The organism is Pseudomonas sp. FP1742 (assembly GCF_030687145.1).
GTDB lineage: Bacteria > Pseudomonadota > Gammaproteobacteria > Pseudomonadales > Pseudomonadaceae > Aquipseudomonas > Aquipseudomonas frederiksbergensis_D.
The window spans coordinates 4,132,883-4,150,629 of sequence record NZ_CP117460.1 but is presented as its reverse complement, the minus strand read 5'-3'; the positions used below and the strand labels follow the sequence as shown (position 1 = coordinate 4,150,629).

The 17,747-nt window shown below is 60.0% G+C and carries 17 protein-coding genes; 3 read left to right on the top strand and 14 right to left on the bottom strand.

Annotation, left to right across the window (positions count from 1 at the left end):
- Positions 1–40: 40 nt before the first annotated feature.
- A complete protein-coding gene (locus PSH64_RS18400) occupies positions 41–1,501 on the bottom strand; it encodes an efflux transporter outer membrane subunit (RefSeq protein ID WP_305478108.1) in 1,461 nt (486 codons plus the stop codon).
- A 220-nt stretch (positions 1,502–1,721) separates the two neighbouring features.
- Here PSH64_RS18400 and PSH64_RS18395 point away from each other — a divergent pair, with 220 nt between their 5' ends.
- Positions 1,722–2,831, top strand: coding sequence for an efflux RND transporter periplasmic adaptor subunit (locus PSH64_RS18395; protein WP_105341364.1), 1,110 nt, complete (start codon positions 1,722–1,724; stop codon positions 2,829–2,831).
- Positions 2,828–5,917 (top strand): efflux RND transporter permease subunit, encoded by a 3,090-nt coding sequence (locus tag PSH64_RS18390; protein WP_105341362.1) that lies wholly within the window; start codon positions 2,828–2,830, stop codon positions 5,915–5,917. The genes PSH64_RS18395 and PSH64_RS18390 overlap by 4 nt, the downstream gene beginning before the upstream one ends.
- A gap of 200 nt (positions 5,918–6,117) precedes the next feature.
- On the opposite strand, the gene PSH64_RS18385 is transcribed toward PSH64_RS18390, so the two are convergent.
- The 12 genes from PSH64_RS18385 to PSH64_RS18330 form a co-directional block, all read right to left on the bottom strand.
- On the bottom strand, positions 6,118–6,942 hold the full coding sequence (locus PSH64_RS18385) for a DUF4198 domain-containing protein (protein WP_105341360.1): 825 nt from the start codon (positions 6,940–6,942) through the stop codon (positions 6,118–6,120).
- A gap of 8 nt (positions 6,943–6,950) precedes the next feature.
- Positions 6,951–7,292 carry a hypothetical protein gene (locus PSH64_RS18380; protein ID WP_105341357.1) on the bottom strand — a complete coding sequence of 114 codons (342 nt, stop codon included), beginning with the start codon at positions 7,290–7,292 and terminating at the stop codon, positions 6,951–6,953.
- A 12-nt stretch (positions 7,293–7,304) separates the two neighbouring features.
- Complete coding sequence (locus tag PSH64_RS18375) at positions 7,305–8,285, bottom strand: metal ABC transporter solute-binding protein, Zn/Mn family (RefSeq protein WP_305478107.1); 981 nt, start codon at positions 8,283–8,285, stop codon at positions 7,305–7,307.
- A gap of 11 nt (positions 8,286–8,296) precedes the next feature.
- On the bottom strand, positions 8,297–9,202 hold the full coding sequence (locus tag PSH64_RS18370; RefSeq protein WP_305478106.1) for a metal ABC transporter permease: 906 nt from the start codon (positions 9,200–9,202) through the stop codon (positions 8,297–8,299).
- Positions 9,199–9,906, bottom strand: coding sequence for a metal ABC transporter ATP-binding protein (locus PSH64_RS18365; RefSeq protein ID WP_370694452.1), 708 nt, complete (start codon positions 9,904–9,906; stop codon positions 9,199–9,201). Before PSH64_RS18365 ends, PSH64_RS18370 begins: the two co-directional genes overlap by 4 nt.
- Positions 9,903–10,835 (bottom strand): metal ABC transporter solute-binding protein, Zn/Mn family, encoded by a 933-nt coding sequence (locus PSH64_RS18360; protein WP_105341349.1) that lies wholly within the window; start codon positions 10,833–10,835, stop codon positions 9,903–9,905. The genes PSH64_RS18365 and PSH64_RS18360 overlap by 4 nt, the downstream gene beginning before the upstream one ends.
- Positions 10,832–11,554, bottom strand: coding sequence for a hypothetical protein (locus PSH64_RS18355; RefSeq protein ID WP_305478104.1), 723 nt, complete (start codon positions 11,552–11,554; stop codon positions 10,832–10,834). The genes PSH64_RS18360 and PSH64_RS18355 overlap by 4 nt, the downstream gene beginning before the upstream one ends.
- A gap of 38 nt (positions 11,555–11,592) precedes the next feature.
- The gene (locus tag PSH64_RS18350; protein ID WP_305478103.1) at positions 11,593–12,081 is read right to left on the bottom strand and encodes a DUF6644 family protein; all 489 of its coding nucleotides are present in this window, start codon (positions 12,079–12,081) and stop codon (positions 11,593–11,595) included.
- 32 nt (positions 12,082–12,113) lie between these two features.
- Positions 12,114–12,602 carry a DUF6644 family protein gene (locus PSH64_RS18345; protein WP_305478102.1) on the bottom strand — a complete coding sequence of 163 codons (489 nt, stop codon included), beginning with the start codon at positions 12,600–12,602 and terminating at the stop codon, positions 12,114–12,116.
- A gap of 20 nt (positions 12,603–12,622) precedes the next feature.
- The gene (locus PSH64_RS18340; protein ID WP_305478101.1) at positions 12,623–14,131 is read right to left on the bottom strand and encodes an alpha/beta hydrolase domain-containing protein; all 1,509 of its coding nucleotides are present in this window, start codon (positions 14,129–14,131) and stop codon (positions 12,623–12,625) included.
- Positions 14,132–14,163: 32 nt separating this feature from the next.
- On the bottom strand, positions 14,164–14,946 hold the full coding sequence (locus tag PSH64_RS18335; protein ID WP_105341338.1) for a hypothetical protein: 783 nt from the start codon (positions 14,944–14,946) through the stop codon (positions 14,164–14,166).
- A 67-nt stretch (positions 14,947–15,013) separates the two neighbouring features.
- Positions 15,014–15,406, bottom strand: coding sequence for a DUF6152 family protein (locus PSH64_RS18330; RefSeq protein ID WP_305478100.1), 393 nt, complete (start codon positions 15,404–15,406; stop codon positions 15,014–15,016).
- A gap of 237 nt (positions 15,407–15,643) precedes the next feature.
- Between PSH64_RS18330 and PSH64_RS18325 the strand changes: the two genes are divergently transcribed.
- The gene (locus PSH64_RS18325) at positions 15,644–16,981 is read left to right on the top strand and encodes a hypothetical protein (protein WP_305478099.1); all 1,338 of its coding nucleotides are present in this window, start codon (positions 15,644–15,646) and stop codon (positions 16,979–16,981) included.
- Positions 16,982–17,096: 115 nt separating this feature from the next.
- Here the strand turns inward: PSH64_RS18325 and PSH64_RS18320 are convergent, their stop codons facing one another.
- The gene (locus PSH64_RS18320; protein ID WP_305478098.1) at positions 17,097–17,660 is read right to left on the bottom strand and encodes a cytochrome b; all 564 of its coding nucleotides are present in this window, start codon (positions 17,658–17,660) and stop codon (positions 17,097–17,099) included.
- Between the last annotated feature and the right edge of the window lie 87 nt (positions 17,661–17,747).

Sequence of the window (17,747 nt, the reverse complement as noted above, 5' to 3'; positions counted from 1 at the left end):
GGGGAGGTGCGTGCATCAAGTGCTACGTCACCTGGTTAAATCATCGTGTCGCAACAGGCTGAGCTTCAGGAGGCTGCCAGCCACCACCGAGCGCCTTGAATGCCGCGACCGCCGCCCGTGCCGATTCCGTGCGCGCCTGTGCTCGGGCATCGGAAGCCTGCAGCATCGTTTCGTCGGCGTGCAGAACATCGATCAGGCTGGCCGTGCCTTTCTCATAGGCAATGAACGACGATTGGCGAGCCTGTGTCAGAGACGCCTCACCCCCGGTGAGGGTGGCTGCTTGAGCTTCCCGATTCACCAGGGAGGAGAGCGCGTTTTCGACATCCTCGGTGGCGCGCAGCACGGACTGACGATAAGCGGCCAAGGCTTCGGCTTCTTGTCCCTTGGCTTGATCGATTTGAGCGTTTATGCGGCCAAAGTCGAAAAGTCTCCAGCGCAGCCCCAGTACGCCCGCGGACTGATTGGCGCCGCCAGTGAAAAGGTTGCCGCTGGAGACGGCCGTGGCGCTCCCCAGCAATGCGCTGAGGGAGAATTTCGGGTAGTACTCAGCAATCGCGACCCCGATGCGTGCATTGGAGGCCGCAAGGCGGCGCTCAGCCATGATGAGATCTGGCCTGCGGCGCAGCAGATCGGCCGGCGTTCCCGTGGCCTTTATCTGCGGCGCAAGAGGAATGCTTCCTGCACTTGCCAGTTTCGTGCGATGAGTGCCTGGCGGTGTACCGAGCATGACATCCAGTGCGTTCATGGCAGCATCCAGGCCAGTCTGCAGCACTGGCACTGTCGCCTGGACCTGCGATAACGCTCCCTCGGTCTGGTGAACCTGATAGTTGGCAGCGAGGCCCTTGCCGTAGAGCAAGCGGACTTTCTCTAGCAGTCCCTGCTGCGTTTTGACTTGTCGGTTCGCAATGTCCAGCCGGGCCTGCAAACCGCGGAGGGTGATGTAGATATCGGCGGTCTGCGCGGCAATGGCCAGTCGTGTGGCGGCCACGCCCGCCTCAGAAGCCTGGTACTCGGCGAGTGCGGCTTCGCGTCCGCGTCGCAGGCCGCCAAAGGCATCAACCTCCCAGCCAGCACCCAGATTAACCTCGTAGGAGCTTCCATACCGATCATAGCCAGGCGTTGAGTTCAACACCTGGCCGAGTGGAGTCTCGATTGATTGGTAGGAGCGCGCGGCCTGGCCACTGATGTTCCCCGAGGGCAGTAAGGCGGCATTGGCGGCACCCAATCCTGCCCGTGCCTGTGTGACTCGCGCCGACGCCTGCGCCAGATCCAGGTTCTGTTCAAGAGCCTTGGAGACGAAGTCGGTTAGCACGGGATCACCAAAACCTTCCCACCAGGCCACAAGACTGGCCGGCGCCGCTACAGGCCTCTGCTCGACAGCAGGCTGACCCAGATAACGATCCGAAAGAGGGGCGTGCGGACGTTGATAGTCCGGACCGACCGCGCAGCCTGCCATCAAGCTGGCGCTCACCAAAAGAGCAATGGGTCGAAGGGGAGGCATTGATGTTCCTTCAATCGGGGATGATTTGTGACCATATTACGTTATGGTCACGGTCTGTCAATCAGTGCCATTTAATCAGATTTCAAGATTTTCCCAGTAAATACGGCGTTTTCCGCATGGGTGCAGAGAACCTCTAAAGTTCACGTCTTGTGACCATTGACATGTATGGTCACTGAACTGAGAATGTGGCGCATGTCCTATTGTTTAAGTAAGGGAACCTATGCGCCGGCTTCGACCTGTCCCTATTGCCGCTTGCTTGTTGCCTCTCGTCCTGACGGCGTGTGGCGACTCATCCGTCGTTGAAGACCCACGCACGCATGCCCCTCTGGTGAGGTCCTCTGCGGTTCAGGGGGCGTCCGAGGTTTCACGTTCTTTCACTGGCATAGTGGCCGCCCGCGTCCAGGGTGACCTGGGCTTTCGGGTCTCAGGCAAGATCCTTGAGCGTTTGGTTGACACTGGCCAGACCGTCAAGCGGGGCCAGCCGCTCATGCGCCTCGACCCCATCGATCTAGGGTTGCAGGCGCGAGCACAGCAAGAGTCGGTCATAGCCGCTCGGGCCCGAGCCAGGCAGACAGCAGATGACGAGGCTCGATATCGCGACCTGGTCGCCGCGGGTGCTATTTCTGCATCGGCGTACGATCAGGTCAAAGCAGCGGCTGATACCGCAAAAGCGCAGCTCAGCGCTGCCGAAGCGCAGGCTGACGTGGCTCGCAATGCTTCTGGTTATGCGGTGTTGTTTGCTGATTCCGATGGAGTTGTGGTGGAGACGCTCGCCGAGCCCGGGCAAGTCATCAGCCCGGGGCAGCCTGTGGTTCGACTGGCGCGGGCCGGGCAGCGCGAAGCCATCGTGCACTTGCCCGAGACGCTACGCCCGGCAGCCGGATCCACCGCGCAGGCAACGCTTTATGGCAACACCACGGATGCAGTTACAGCGAAGCTGAGGTTGCTTTCTGATTCGGCCGATCGCATGACACGCACCTTTGAGGCGCGGTATGTGCTTGAGGGTGCTCTGGCCAATGCGCCGTTAGGTTCGACCGTTACGCTTCGGATCGCCGAAGGCACCGCAAATGGACAGGTGTTGCAAGTGCCGATCGCTGCCGTTTATGACCCGGGCAAAGGCACTGGCGTGTGGGTCATTGCTGGCCAACCAGCGAAGGTGACCTGGAGACCTGTTCGGGTCTTGGGCCTGAGCGATGACGCAGCGCGAGTTGCAGGTGATCTCAAGGTCGGCGAGCAGGTTGTAGCGTTAGGTGCACATCTACTGCGCGATGGTGAAGAGGTGAGACTGGCTCAACAGGGTGACGTCAAAGTTGCCGGGGGCCATCCATGAGCCAGGGGCGTTTCAATCTTTCGGCGATCGCCGTTCGCGAGCGCTCGATCACGGTGTTCCTGATCTTTCTGATCGGTGTTGCAGGGATCCTGTCGTTTTTCCAACTGGGGCGTGCGGAAGACCCTCCGTTTACGGTCAAGCAGCTGACGGTCATTACCGCGTGGCCGGGCGCTACGGCGCAGGAGATGCAGGACCAGGTAGCAGAGCCACTTGAAAAACGCCTGCAAGAACTGAAATGGTACGACCGCACGGAAACCTACACCCGTCCTGGTCTCGCCTTCACCATGGTGACACTGCTCGATCGCACACCGCCCTCCCAAGTGCAGGAGGAGTTCTATCAGGCGCGTAAAAAGCTCGACGATGAGGCCCGCAAGCTACCGGCGGGTGTGATTGGCCCGATGGTCAACGACGAGTATTCAGATGTGACATTTGCGCTTTTCGCCTTGAAAGCCAAAGGCGAGCCGCAGCGACTGTTGGTACGTGATGCGGAATCGTTGCGCCAGCGCCTGTTGCATGTGCCGGGCGTGAAGAAGGTCAACATCATTGGTGAGCAGACCGAACGCATCTTTGTTTCCTTCTCCCATGACCGGTTGGCCACGCTGGGCGTATCTCCCCAGGACATTTTTGCCGCGCTGAACAATCAGAACGTGCTCACACCTGCCGGCTCCATTGAAACCAATGGGCCGCAAATCTTCCTCCGTCTCGACGGTGCCTTCGATAAGGTGCAGAAGATTCGTGACACACCTCTTGCGATTCAAGGTCGAACACTGAAGCTCTCGGACGTGGCGACGGTCGAGCGTGGTTATGAAGATCCGGCAACCTTCCTCGTGCGTAATAACGGTGAGGAGGCCCTGTTACTGGGTGTCGTGATGCGTGAGGGCTGGAACGGTCTTGACCTGGGCAAGGCACTGGACGCGGAGACGACCAGGATCAATGAAGGCATGCCGCTGGGCATGACGCTCGCCAAGGTCACCGATCAGTCTGTGAATATCAGTTCGGCCGTCGACGAGTTCATGATCAAGTTCTTCGTCGCCCTGCTGGTGGTGATGCTTGTCTGCTTTCTCAGCATGGGCTGGCATGTTGGTATTGTGGTGGCGGCGGCTGTGCCGCTGACGCTGGCCGTGGTGTTTGTGGTGATGGCGGCCACTGGAAAGAACTTTGACCGTATTACCCTCGGCTCCCTGATTCTGGCGCTTGGACTGCTGGTGGACGACGCCATCATTGCTATCGAGATGATGGTGGTGAAAATGGAGGAGGGCTACGACCGCATCAAAGCTTCCGCGTATGCCTGGAGTCATACGGCCGCACCGATGCTTTCCGGTACGCTGGTGACCGCTATCGGTTTTTTGCCCAACGGCTTCGCACAATCGACAGCCGGCGAGTACACCAGCAACATGTTCTGGATCGTGGGCATTGCCCTGATTGCCTCATGGGTGGTCGCGGTAGCCTTCACCCCCTACCTGGGTGTGAAGATGTTGCCGAAGATCAAGAAGGTCGAAGGTGGTCACGCGGCCATTTACAACACCCCCAACTACAACCGCTTCCGCCGGATTTTGACGCGCGTCATCGCCCGCAAATGGCTGGTGGCCGGTACTGTTATCGCCACGTTCGCCCTGGCGATTCTCGGCATGAGCCTGGTCAAGAAGCAGTTCTTCCCCACCTCGGACCGTCCAGAAGTGTTGGTCGAAGTGCAAATGCCCTATGGAACCTCCATCGAGCAGACCAGCGCCACTACCGCCAAGATAGAGGCCTGGCTGCAAAAGCAGGATGAAGCAAAAATCGTCACGGCCTATATCGGACAAGGTGCGCCGCGCTTCTACCTGGCGATGGCGCCGGAACTCCCTGATCCATCATTCGCGAAGGTTGTGGTGTTGACGGATAGTCAGGAGGCACGGGAGGCCCTCAAGTTCCGTATTCGCGAGGCAGTTGCTGAAGGACTTGCCCCAGAAGCGCGTGTCAGGGTTACGCAGTTGGTGTTTGGTCCGTATTCACCGTTTCCTGTCGCCTATCGGGTGATGGGGCCTGACCCATCAAAATTGCGCGAGATCGCCGGCCAGGTACAGAACGTGATGCAGGCGAGCCCCATGATGAGAACCGTCAACACTGACTGGGGCCCGCTGACACCGACGCTGCATTTCACCCTGGATCAGGACCGCTTGCAGGCGGTGGGGCTGACGTCCAGTGCCGTCGCGCAGCAGCTGCAGTTCCTGCTCACGGGGGTACCGATCACGGCAGTTCGTGAAGACATTCGTTCGGTGCAAGTGATCGGGCGTGCTGCGGGTGAAATCCGGCTCGACCCTGCAAAAATAGAAGGCTTTACGCTCGTGGGCACCTCGGGCCAGCGGATTCCGCTGGCCCAGGTAGGGGAGGTGGACGTGCGCGTGGAGGATCCGATCCTTCGGCGTCGTGACCGCACACCGACCATTACCGTGCGTGGCGACATTGCCGAAGGGTTGCAGCCACCGGACGTCTCGAGCGTGATCATGAAGGAGCTGCAGCCAGTCATCGACAAGTTGCCTGATGGGTATCGTATCGAGCAGTCGGGGGCTATAGAGGAGTCGGGCAAGGCAGGCCAGGCGATATTGCCGCTGCTCCCGATCATGATTGCCATCACGCTGCTGATCATCATCCTGCAGGTACGTTCGGTCTCGGCGATGATCATGGTGTTCCTCACCTCGCCACTAGGGCTGATTGGTGTGGTGCCGACACTGCTTATCTTCCAGCAGCCGTTTGGTATCAATGCGTTGGTCGGTCTAATCGCCCTGTCAGGCATTCTGATGCGTAATACGCTGATTCTGATTGGACAAATCCATCACAACGCACAAGAAGGACTGGATCCGTTCCACGCAGTGATCGAAGCCACAGTACAGCGTGCTCGCCCGGTGCTGCTGACAGCGCTGGCGGCCATCCTGGCATTCATCCCCCTGACACACTCCGTCTTCTGGGGAACCCTGGCTTACACACTGATCGGCGGGACGTTCGTCGGAACCATCGTGACGCTGGTGTTCCTTCCGGCGATGTACTCCATCTGGTTCAAGATCAGTCATGTCAGTCAGAGGCAAACTGAAACAGCTGAACTGATGTAGGCAATCGAATCTACTGGATAAGAGGGCGTTTCCGGATGAGCGCGAGATGTATCGAGTGCTATCTCAACGCGCTCGTAGTTAAGTGTCTTGTCGCGTTCAGGCAGTGAATAACTGGCCAGGCATTGTTTGTCCGCCCATTTGATTGTCAGCGAGGGGGAGTTTTGCCGTGGACCAAACACTTCCCCCCGGACGGCCTTTTGTCATTTCATGTCTCTGGCCTGCACCCACAGTACGGCGTCTTGCGACAGGGGTTTGCTTTTATGGGTTTTCGTTGTGCCAATGTTGAGCGCCGCAATGCCCCACCAGCCGGCACGGGGCAGGCCGATGGTGACGATTCCTTGGGCATCCGAATACGTACTCAGGGATTTGAAGGAGGCTTGGGGGGCCGTGACATCGTCCTGCTTGCCGAAGGCGTTGTTTTTGATATCGACGGAATGGTTGACGTATTCGATTTCGATCTCGGCGAAAGGAACGGGCTTGCCGTCGGCCAGCACCAAGGCGCGGAATACGCCGCCGGTCCAGTTTGCATAAGGCTTGTTCAGTGGCTGGATCTCAACCGGCAAGCCCTGTGGTTCTGCCCAGTTGCCGGGTACGCCGCCCACGTTCACGATCAGCTTGGTGAACTGTTGGATGTAGACGTCTTCCTCGGTTTCCAGGTAGGGCTCGGGCTCGAGTACGAAGATATGGTCACCCAGTGAGCGCACCAACTCCCGTGGAATCGACGCACGATAGGCAGTCGTTTGGTTATCGCGACTCTGCCACTGGACAGGGCGCAAGTATTGGCGCAGATCGATTTTTTCCCCGCCGTGCGAGCTGATGTGGCTGAAGGCGCGGGGTTCATCCATGGTCATGGAGGGGCCGCCGGAGAAGGGATGCGTGAACACCAGCGCGAACTCCAGTTTATCCGCACGCGGCAGCGCCGTTTCCTCGACGTAGAGCATCTGGAAATGGGCCTGTGCAGCGCCTGTCAGGCAGCCTAATGTTACGGCGGCAAGTGCTTGGAGCAGTCGTCGTTTGATCGGCATTGTCGATTTCACCTGGAAATGTCGGATGACTGAATCGTGGCTTGATGGTTGTCTCCGCCCATGAACACAACGGAGTATTTTCCGGCGGGGGGCTGGAAGGTGTAGCTGTTGTCTTTATCGACGCTTCCTTCGAGCAACACCTTGTTGCTGGTGTCCTGGACATGGATTTTTCTGCCAGCGGCGGAGCTGCCGTCGGTGTAACCCGCCTCGCACTTCACCAGATCATCGCTCTCGATGTAGCAGTCGAAGACGGGGCCATGAGCGAAGGCTGCCTGGCAGAACACCAGGGCGCCGGCGATCAGTATCCGATGTGCTGAACCTGGGGGTTTCATAAGGTCTTCGATCTCCACGGTCGAGGTTGATCATTGGAGTGGCGATTTGTGATCGCCGCTCGTATTGGGGCCAGGTGGCGCGAAGGCCGTCAGTAAGGAATCCAGGTTCGAACTCAGGAGTGCTTCGTACCCGTTGGCCGCGTCGGCGAGCATTCCCGGGTTGCCGGCATCCAGTATCAGCAACCGTGCGCCGCCGTCCTCGATGGCCTTGGCAATCCTGGCGTCCGGTGCCCACTTGTGGACCACCACGTGGATGTCACGCTCGCGCAGGTATCGGGTCAGTGCGGTGCAGTCGGCGTCGCTCCAGTCGATGTCCTGTCGGACGAACCAGCCGTCGACAAAAATCCCGAACTCGCCGAACAAGTAGGTGAACTCACTGGCCAGCGACAGCACGCGCAGATCTGGCACTGCCAGCAGCCGGGCACCGTAGTTGGCTTTGAGCTGGCGCAATCGGCCTTCGAGTGCGGCGAGGTTGCGCTCTATCCGAGGCGCATCGAAGGGGGACAGGCGTGCCAGGTCGGTAGCGATAATCGCCGACATGCGCATGGCGTTGACGGGGCCGAGCCAGGCGTACGGCGACAGTCCGCCATCGACGTCGCGTTCGGTTGCCCAGGGAACGTCGTTCGATGGCACGTGGGCCACGGCCACTCCGGGCTTGACGGTGTCCCATGAGTGCGAGGCATCGATCTCGACGATTCGCAGATTGTGGCGACGTGCCGTGGTGTAAAGCGGATCCGCGCGCCAGAGGTTGCCCAGGGTAACCACGGCGGTGGCCTGCTGGAACACGGCGGGCTCCAGGCGCGACAGCGCATTGGCCTGGCTTTCCATGGGCACGGCAGCGTCTGCCGGAAGGCGGACGACCTTGAGGGTTGTGCCGTCGCTGAGCGTCGAGGTGAGCGCATATACCGCCGGCAGTGCGACAAGCACCTGCTGCCTGCCGGTATCCGCGAAGGCAGAAAGCGGATTGCCCAGCAGCAGTACCAGCATCGCTAGCCAGGGTCGACGTGACATGCAAAGCCATTTCATACGCTGGCACCTCTGAACCGGGACCCGGTAGCGCGGATGACGGTGGTAACGACGAACACCAGGGCGGCGACGATCACGATTGCGCCGCCTGTCGGTACGGGGATGTGGAATTGCATGGGGGCCAGGATGCCGACCACGCAGGAAAAAGTCGCGATCAGGATGGCGCGCACGACCAGCCCCGGGAGCGAATGGCTGATGTTGCGTGCTGCCGCGGCCGGTATGAGCAGAAGGGCTTCGACGAGTACTGCGCCGATGATTTTCAGGCAGGCTACCGTCACCAGGGTGACCAGTACGACAAACAGGTACTCGACGCTTCGCACGCGCACGCCGCGAGCATGTGCCAGGCTCGGATTGAGGCTGGCCAACAGCATGCCGTTGTACATCGGCAGTCCGAGCAGGGCACACGTCGCCGTTACCACAAGCAGCACGTTCATGTCGGTGTAGTCGACCGCCAGGATGGAACCGAACAGCACGCTTTCCATTACGTGCGTGTTGATCTTCGCCGACACGAACAGCAGCAACGAGGCCCCGACCGCCAGCGAGATGGACAAGAACACGCCGATCAGCGTGTCATTGGCCAGCGTGGTGCGGTGCTGCGTGTACTTCAGCGTCAGGGCGAACAGCAGGCAAAAGCCGAACATTGAGAAGTAGGGGGAGGTGTAGGACTCGCCGATCAGCACGCCAATGGCAACGCCGGTCATCGCCGCATTACCGACGGCCTGACTGAAGAACGCCATGCGCTTGATCATCACCATCGAGCCCAGCACGCCCAGTAGCGGTCCGATGAGCACTGCACAGAGCAGCGCATTGATCACGAACTCGTACTCGAACGGTTGCGGCAGGATGCCACTCGCGGCGAGCGCCTGGAGCTGGTTGCGAATCAATTCGTACAGGGCGCTCATTGGGTCGCCTCCAGAGGGTAGGCGACCTGGTCGGGCGAACCATGGGACAGCACCCGCCGGTTGATAACGGTCACCGATTGCGCGATGCGCCTGACCTGTTCCAGGTCATGGTTGATCCAGAGGATGGTGACGCCGCGGCCGTTCAGCTCGGCCACCAGCGCCTCCACCAGTCGCACACCCGGTTCGTCGATGCCGGCGGTCGGTTCGTCAAGGATCAGTAGCCAGGGCGCCGGGCTGATCGCCTGGGCCAGCAGCACTCGCTGACGCTGGCCACCGGACAGGCTGCCAAAAGGTTTTGCGCCCATTCCGGCCACGCCGGTGCGCTCCAGCGCCTGGGCATTGGCCGCCTTGGCAGATCGGCTTGAGCCCAGGAAGGCCGGCCTGCGTTGACCGAGAAGGGCCATGATGTCGTTGACCGTCATCGGCACGTTGCGGTCGAAGTCCGGCAATTGCGGGACATACCCCATGGGTGTCGTGACCTCGCCTTCGAACCGGACCGTTCCCGAATGCGGCATCTGGCCCAGCAGTGCGCGCACCAGTGAAGTCTTGCCGCCGCCGTTCGGGCCTACCAGGCAGTGCAGCGCACCGGCTTCTACCCGGAAGCTCACTTTGTCGAGCACTTGCGTACCTCCCAGTTGCAGGGAGACGTTATCGAACACAATGGCGGGGCCGCGCATCGCTTGTTCCTCCTTCATCGCGATCATCGCTGCGTAAACTCAACGGCTTCGGCCAAGGTCTCGAGGTTTTCGCGCATCGCCACCTCGAATTCGTCCGGGCTGTAGGTATTGCCGGTGATGTGAGACAGCGCGAACACCTTCACGCCGGTGGCTGCCTCGATAGGCTTGGCCAGGTCGAGGGAGAAATTCTTCTCGGCAAAAAGCACACGCACATTGGCCTTCTTGATCGCGTCGATGGTGTTGGCCAACTGGCGGGCAGTCGGCGCGACGCCGTGACGCGGCTCAATCACCGCACTCACGAACAGGCCGAACTCTTGCATCATGTAGTCGTAGCCAGCGTGCGTTGTCGCGCACCGGAAGGAAGACAAATCCAGCGCGGCGAAACGGGTCATGAAGCCGGCCCTTAGCGCCCGTATACGCGCGGCATACGCCAGGGCGTTTTGTCGATACGCCGCAGCGTTGTCCGGGTCCAGTTCCCCCAACCGGCGAGTGATCTCGAAGACCTGTTGTATCGCTGCCGTGGTGGATACGAAGGTATGCGGATTGACCACCTTGACGCCGTCCTGGCCGCCGCTGATTGGAATGAGCGCTACCGAGGCATTGGCCTGGATGATCGGCAGGGTCGCCCCGCGGCCAGCGGCCTTGATGATCTGGAAGGCCCATTCATCGTGTCCGATGCCGTTGACGACCAGAACATCGATATTCATCGCGCGGGTGATGTCATCGGGTTGCGGCTGGTAGTTGTGCGGATTCGCCTCCGCCGGGATGAGCGCAACGACCTCCGCCCGATCTCCAACGATATTTGCCACGAAGCTGTAGTAGGGATGCAGTGTGACGCCGATTTTGAGCTTCTTGCCCGAAGAGGGAGCCGGGCTGGCGAGAGCGATGGCGGGTATCAGCAGCAATAGCGCGATGCATCGGCGCCACAGTGCGCGGTGTTTCGTAGAAACGGTCATGGCTGGGTTCCTTTTACGCGTTCGACTTCGCTGGCACCGTTGTAAGGGATGACCTGGCGCCAGCCATCGCCGACCAGCGATTCGGGCTTGACGATGCCAGGGTAGGGCGCGTTCGGGTCGCGGTGGACCCAGATCGTCGCCTGGTTGGCCCACATGACACCGGCGTGCGCGTGACCGATGACGAGCAGGTAGGCGCTCTGGCCCGGCGCGCGGCCGCCCGAGCCGTAATAGACCGTAGCGCCCTGGCCCTGGGTGGCTTGCGAGACCTTGTTGGCGGTCTGGTCCGGCGGGGTGACAGGCGCATCGGCGTGCACGTCGCCGGAAGCGGCATGCGGCTGGTGAGTGCCAGGCAGAATCAATTGCCACTGCACCTCGCCATTGGTCTTCCAGAAGGCGTCACGGTAGAAGGGCGGCAGCAAGATTTTCTGCGCATGCTCCAGCGTGATCCAGCCGCCGGTATCGTTGTTGAACCAGATGATTTCTTCACCGGCTGGCAGCAGAGCGCTGTGAATCGCCTGATCGACTGCACCCAGGCCATCGAAGGAACGCACCTGCCAGCTCAAGGTTATCGGTGGGCCGACTTTCTGGGGTCGCAGCGTTATATAGCCTGCCACGCTGGCGATGACGGCCAGGGCCGCAAGCAACAGTGCCAGCGATTCCCATCGGCCGGATACCGGGCGCACCACCTTGATTGCGCTGTTTGCGTGATCGCTGGGCATATCTGCGCCGGATGCGCGACGCGGCGATAGACGAGCCATCAGAGAAACGCGATCCAGCGGCCGAGGAACACCACGCCCGCCCACAATGCCAACGAACTGAACCCCGCGACACGCGCCTGGCTGGGAGGCGTTAGCGTTGTGTCCCATTCGGCAATGCGGCGAAAGACGCCCAAATGGAAGATCCCCATGTTGAGCCCCGCCAGCAGTAACACGCCCATCTTGCACAAGAATGCGGTGTTCTCGGCATAGGTCGTGGCATTGGCGGCGAACATGAGCAGGCCGGTGATCACACACGCCACGAAAGCGACCCAGGTGAACGGCAGCAAATCTTTTATCAGCCGTAGCGCGCTGCGGCGATGGGAGGCAACGCCGAGCAGACGCAAATCCACGACGGCGATGGTCCCGAACACAAGGGCGATGCCGATCACATGTACCGATTCAAGGGCTGGAAAGACGGAGCCCGACTCTCGGATGAAGGTGGCGACAGAGGTGTCCTGGAGGGTTTGTAGTATTGGTTGAATGTCCATGGCGAATACCTCGGAGCTTTCGTTGAAAACGCTTAGATCGCGTAGGCGATCCAGCGACCACAGATGATGACGACGCACCACAAGCCGATCGACAGCCAGGCTAGCGCCTTGACAAGAGGAGGCTTGCCATCACGTTGTGCATCGTCGGCAGGGCGCAGAAGGGGGCGCCGCAGAAGCAAGGTCAGCGTGAACGCACTCACGACCAGCGCCATCTTCAGCCAGAAGGTCGAGTTGACGAGTACGCGATCAGGCTCGGCGATGATCATGATCAACCCCGTGAAGAGCAGGACGAGGAGCGCATTGCGCATCCACGGGTAGTACCGGCGAACGACGCCACGCAAGGGCTCGTCCGTGGCGAACACACCCGCCAGCCGAAGATCGGAGATGACCGCAGAGCCGAAGAGCACTGTGATAGCGAGGATATGAATGCTCTGGACGGTGGGTATGACCCAGAGAATGTCCCGGATGGCTGTGCTCAAAGGTGACGCATAGATCCAGGCAATGATGAGTGATGATGACATTTGCTGTTCTTCCCAATGGGTTAGAAGTCTTGAGGCGTTGCGATCGAACGCAGGCCCGCCGCATCTTCTGGCAGTAGGTAGCCTTCCTTGATCGAAAGGGCTTTGGCGTCTTCGAATTTCTGTTCGTAGTTGCTGAAGCTTCCATAACGCTGGCCAAGGACGTCCTTGGAGTAAGGCACCTTGGTGTCGTAGATCAGGCCGCAGCCGGTCTCCTGATCCGTGAGGTAGGTCGCACTGGGCACCTGGATCCACGGCGGGCGCACGCCCCCTTGCAGGTTGCCGGTAACAGGGTCGCGTGCGGCGGTCTTGCCATCGCGGGCGACCCGCGGAGCATTCGGCATGGGTTTGCCTTGGCGCACCCATTGGTCCATGCGATCCAGGAGCGCCGAGACGACCAGCTCCGCCGGTTCGTCGTACAGCGTCCGGCACCGTGGGTCGTCGCCCTTGCCGATGTCGGCAGCGAGCTGTTCGGTATGCTCCGTACCGAGGTCGGCCAGCCGCAGGTGCGGCATGCCAGTCACTTCGTAGTAGCGAACCTGCGGGCTGTCGGTGTCCGGTGGCAACTCGATGCCTTCGATCACGTCGTGCATCAGTTCGGACTGGCTGTAGACGGTCACGAACGGCACGCCATCGGGCGTATGGCGCGGCACCCGGATTGCGTCGCCACCCACTTCTCCGTAGGCCATGCGGCCGGTCATGTAGGCATCGATCAGTGGTCGTGCGTCGGGCATGCGCCATTGCTGGTGCCGGCCCTGGTCGAGGTAGTCCATCCAGACTTGCGCGGTCACGGCCCAGCTATTGACGTAGATGCGTTTAACGTCGAGACCTGCCAACGGGCTTTGCGCTGCATTGGTTTTCAGCAGCAACGCCAGTTGCGCCCCGATGCCCTGGGACTGTGGAGCGAACGGATCGGGAGCTTCACCGCGGGTGAAGTGTTCCGGGTCGTAATAGGTGCCCAGCGGTGCGTAGCGTGCAAAGTCGAAGCGGCGCATGAACTCGAAGTTCACGATCCGTCCGTACTGAGCGATCTGCTCGGCCTCGGCAGCCGGGGTGTCCGAGATGAACTTGGGATCGACTGGCGGCTTGTTCACATTCAGCGTGTACCCGACGTACGCGTAGCCGCGACGCAGCAAATAGTCGCGGGTCAGGATCCATCCCGCGGCGCGCTCGCCGAACCAACTGAACGGCTCGATCACGACCGTGCCATTGAAGCGCGCGGGGTCAGCCGGTTTGCGCACCAGAATGCGTGTGGTGTAAGGCGCCTCCAACAGGGTTTTGCCCGAAGCGGTAATGGCCGGGGCAACGCCTTGCAGGTAAAACTCCTCCTCGATGTAGCCGTACTTGTCGAGGTCGCTGTATTCGGTGCCCGGGCGTTTCGCCGACGAGAGCGGTGGCTTGCCGGAGGGCGGCACCGCGATGGCCGTGGGCATGCGGGGCACCTCGGCGAATGTGTTCGACGTGAGGATCAGCAACAGCAGGGCGCTTTGCAGCGTCGGCCGCAGGATGCTGAGGGTTGTCAGTCTTTCCATTTGGTCAGCTCCGATGACGATTAATGGCGACTTCACTCGAGACTGAGGGATGCCTTGCCCTCTTTATCGATCACGATCTGATTGTTCTCGCAGACATACTCTTGAATGGCGTAGTTGGACCGTTTGTACTCGAACGTGAAGCGATACGGGGTCTTGAGCACCTGTGGGTCCTCGATCACGACCTGGTTCTCCAGGTGATCCGGCGCCGTCAGCCTGATGCGTTCGGTGATCTTCATGTCCTTGCCGTGTGGAACGTCGTAGAAACTCACGTCCGTTCGCACCCGTTGTGTTTCCACGACGAGCGTGTTGCCTTCCCAATGGCCGCGTGAATGGCCTTGATATTTAGGGTCCAGGGTCTCTTTTGCAGGCATCGCTTCGTTCAAGAGAATCCGGCGGACCTGCTGGAGATACTCACCGAGGACAATCACTTGCTTGTCGTCGTGAATGATCTGGATCGGGAAGAGCGCCGCCATCAACGTTGGCATTCCCTCGGGCAGGCATCTGGAACTTGTTGTGGCCAACGGCGTTCCGGCCTCGTTCGCAGCGGCTTGCTTCTTCTTCAGCGCGACGTATTCGTCGGCATAGGGCGCCTTCAGGTCCATCGGCCCACCCGGGTGCACCGGGTTGTCGGGGTTCTCACCGAACCAGTCGTCCGGGGTTCGTTCCCAGGTGCCGCTGATGTCGGGGCGTGCGCTGACGCTGTGTTTGTCGCTTAGAGGTTTGGAAGGCGTAGCGGCGTTGCACATCCCGGCGACAGTCACGAGGGCGATGCCCAGGACGATCATTGCCGTGTTCAAGGTTCGTGTCGGTTTCATTGAAACGTCTCCACGCTGCTGGTCTGGTCTGGTCGGTGAGTTCGTCAGGAAGCCGGGGAGGGACTTCTCATCCGCCGCCCGTGAGTACGACGTCTCCGCTCTTGATTTCCACGAGCAGCCCGCCTGGCTCACCGTTTTTCAACGGTTTGAAGGACACCTCGGCAGTCTCGCCGGCCTTGATCGACTCAGCGGTCCAGCCCGTGCGCTGTAACGCGTTGACACTGCCCGTTTCGATCTTGAATCGCTGGGCCGGCGGGCCGGGCGTATCGACGTAAATCGTGATGTGGGGATTGGTCCAGGCAAAGCGCTCGACGACACCCTTGATCGAGACGGTCTGGGTCTGGTCGAAAAGCGCGAACGAATGGTGAGCACTGGCAACAGGTGCCAGGGCACTGCAGGCGAAGAGGCTCAGAAGACAAAGCCCCTGACGTAACAGCGGGGAGGGTGACAAAGGGGTCATGACAGGTGCCTCGGTTCTTATGGTTCTTATGGGCCCAGCATAGGGGGAGTGCGCTCAGAGGCCGTAGCCCAAAACGGCAACTATTGAAGGCGCTGAGGATGTTTTGCAGTGGGGGAGGTATCGCGCGAAGGGATGGGCGGCCAGTCCCTTGAAAGTGCTGATTTGGGTTACCGCTTGCGCGACCCAAGCCGGAACACTCATGGCTCGCCTCATAAATATAAAAACAGGAGAGACGTCATGCGCACCCTCAGTTACGCCCCATTACTTTCGCTGGTCGCACTCTGTACATTTGAGCCGCAGGTACAGGCCTACCAGCTCTACAACGAAGACGATGGCGGAACCGTCCTGAACGCCGACCTGTCGGCGGCGTTTGGCTGGTTCGGCAGCGAGAAAAATTACATCGGCGACCCTGAGAGGGAGCCCGGCAGGATGCGGTGGCAAGAAGGCTTCGCCAAGTACGGTCTCAATGGCACGACAAACAAGATCAATGCCGGTTCCGTCTATGGCGGACTCAGCTGGATCAGTACGGGATCATTTGGCGATGGGGATGCGGGTGGGATCACCGCCGGGGATGAAAGAAGAACGGCTGTGGAAGACGCCTACCTGGGCTGGAAGTCAGGTGACCTGATTCCTGCACTGGGCAAGGACGGCGTTGATTTCTCTTTTGGCCGCCAGCTCGTTACGGTGGACGGCTTCCTGATCACCGATGACGGGTTCGCCCCCGGGAAGGCCTTCAACCCTATCGAGGGTGTAAGGGATGGCCGGTTCAATCGCGGTGGCGCCTTTTACCTTGGCCCGCGGTTGGCGTTCGGGAATACGGCAGTCTTGAAACTGGGTGGTCAGGAGGGCCTGCACGGTAGCCTGATATGGCTCAAATCCGATAACCCCGGGCAGTCGAAGACCGAAGTGGCTGCCGCCACCCTCGACTACACGACGCCCGTCGGCTCGATCGGTTCGACGTACGTGCACGGCCTGGATGTTGATGAGCGATATGCCTTTGGTGATCGGCTTGAGCGCAAGGGCATGAACGTCTACAGCATTCGTGGGCAGGGCAATGCCGGGATCGAGAATGCCGACTTTGCGTTCGAGGTGGCACGTCAGGAAAAACGCTCGGGCTCACAGCGGGCGATGTTCTTCGAAGCGGGCTACACCTTTGCCGACACCCAATGGCAACCGACGGTGAGCTATCGATATTCGCGCTATTCCGAAGGTTACGACTTTCTGTTCCAGGGAGGTTTTCGCAAGCGCTACCAGGGTGAAGTCGCCGCCAATTACGCAGGTTCAGTGACCTCGAACATGGCGATCAACGACGTGCTCCTCTCTGTCAAGCCGACCGATAAATTGACCCTTAACGCAATGGCCTTCAATTACCACCAGCTTTCCCGTACGCATGAGCAGGACTTCGCTGCACGTGAGGTCGACCTTTTTCTGGATTGGATGGTGACGGATAACGTCACACTCTCGCCTCTGGTCGGCTTTTACAAGCCCGAAAAGTGGCTCGGGGATGGTGGTTTGCAGAGCGGGAGCGCATCAACGAACACTTACTTCCAGTTCATCGTATGGGTGGCTTTCTAAGCCGCCGCTCTTCCCGTAATGACTGAGTCTGTTGCAGGTATTTTGACCAGGGGCCTTCGGGCCCCTCCGGTCCAACCCATGAGGCGTTGACGTCTTGCGTCAACGCCTCACCCAGTCACAGCATGCGGCGCAGGACATCGTTACGAGGGTCGCGGTCGAAAAACCGGTGTTTCAAAGCGCCCACGACATGCAGCAGGATCAGTCCAAGCAGTGTGTAGGCAAGCACTTTGTGCAGCCATTGGAAGACGACGAACCAATTGTCATTTTTCGGAAGGAGCTCTGGCAGGTTGACCCCAAAAAAGAACACCCCGTCGCTCATCGTGTAGGTGCTCGACATTGAGTACCCCATCAACGGCACGATCACGACGAGCGCATACATGACACGCTGCGTAAGCCTTGACAGGAACCTTTCATAGCTCGCCAGCGTTTCCAGCGGCTGCGGAAGCACGGGGGTCCGAAAACGCAGGGCGATCTGAGTCAGGACAACCAGAAACACCAACAGCCCAAAGGATTTGTGCCACGGGTAATAGAGCTCGTACTTGCTCGCCACTTCGTCATTCAGACCGGTCATATGCCAGCCTGCCCAGAGGAGGCCTGCGATGAGTGCGGCGCGCACCCAGTGCAAGATTCGCAGGGACGTCGGATACCGATCGGTTGTTTGTTGATCTATCGGGTTCATCGCAGTCTCTCCATTGATTATCAACGGCATCAGGGATGCACTTTTGAACGGTAACCCTCGCGGCACAGGGGCCGGAGGGTTATTCGG